This is a genomic window from Aeromonas crassostreae (assembly GCF_054052445.1).
The window spans coordinates 1-477 of the sequence record NZ_JBSTYM010000062.1 but is presented as its reverse complement, the minus strand read 5'-3'; the positions used below and the strand labels follow the sequence as shown (position 1 = coordinate 477).

The window sequence follows — 477 nt, the reverse complement described above, 5'->3', positions numbered from 1 at the left end:
GCCCCGTGAACGTGGCAGTGACCCTGCCGGGCGAGGCCCAGGCCGGTGACACCCTCAAGGTGAGCGGCCAGGCCGACCGCCTGTTGAGCGAGGCCGACATCAGCGCCGGCAAGGTGGGCTACGAGTTTGACCGTCCGGCCGATGGTGAGGCGCTGACCGTGACCGCCACCCTGGTGGATGCGGCAGGCAACGCATCCCAACCGGGCCGCGACAGCGCCACCATGGGCGACACCACCGCCACCGCGGCGCCGACCGTGGTCATCACCGAAGATGCCGACAACGACGGCACCATCGACCGCACCGAGATCAGCGGCCCCGTGAACGTGGCAGTGACCCTGCCGGGCGAGGCCCAGGCTGGTGACACCCTCAAGGTGAGCGGCCAGCCTGACCGGGTACTGAGCGAGGCCGATATCCTTGCTGGCAAGGTGGGCTACGAGTTTGACCGTCCGGCCGACGGCGAGGCGCTGACCGTGACCG

The 477-nt window shown here is 70.0% G+C and carries 1 protein-coding gene; it reads left to right on the top strand.

The window, feature by feature from the left end:
- The coding region (locus tag ACW5W4_RS18885; RefSeq protein ID WP_456690413.1) for a hypothetical protein at window positions 1-477 on the top strand (477 nt) is incomplete at both ends.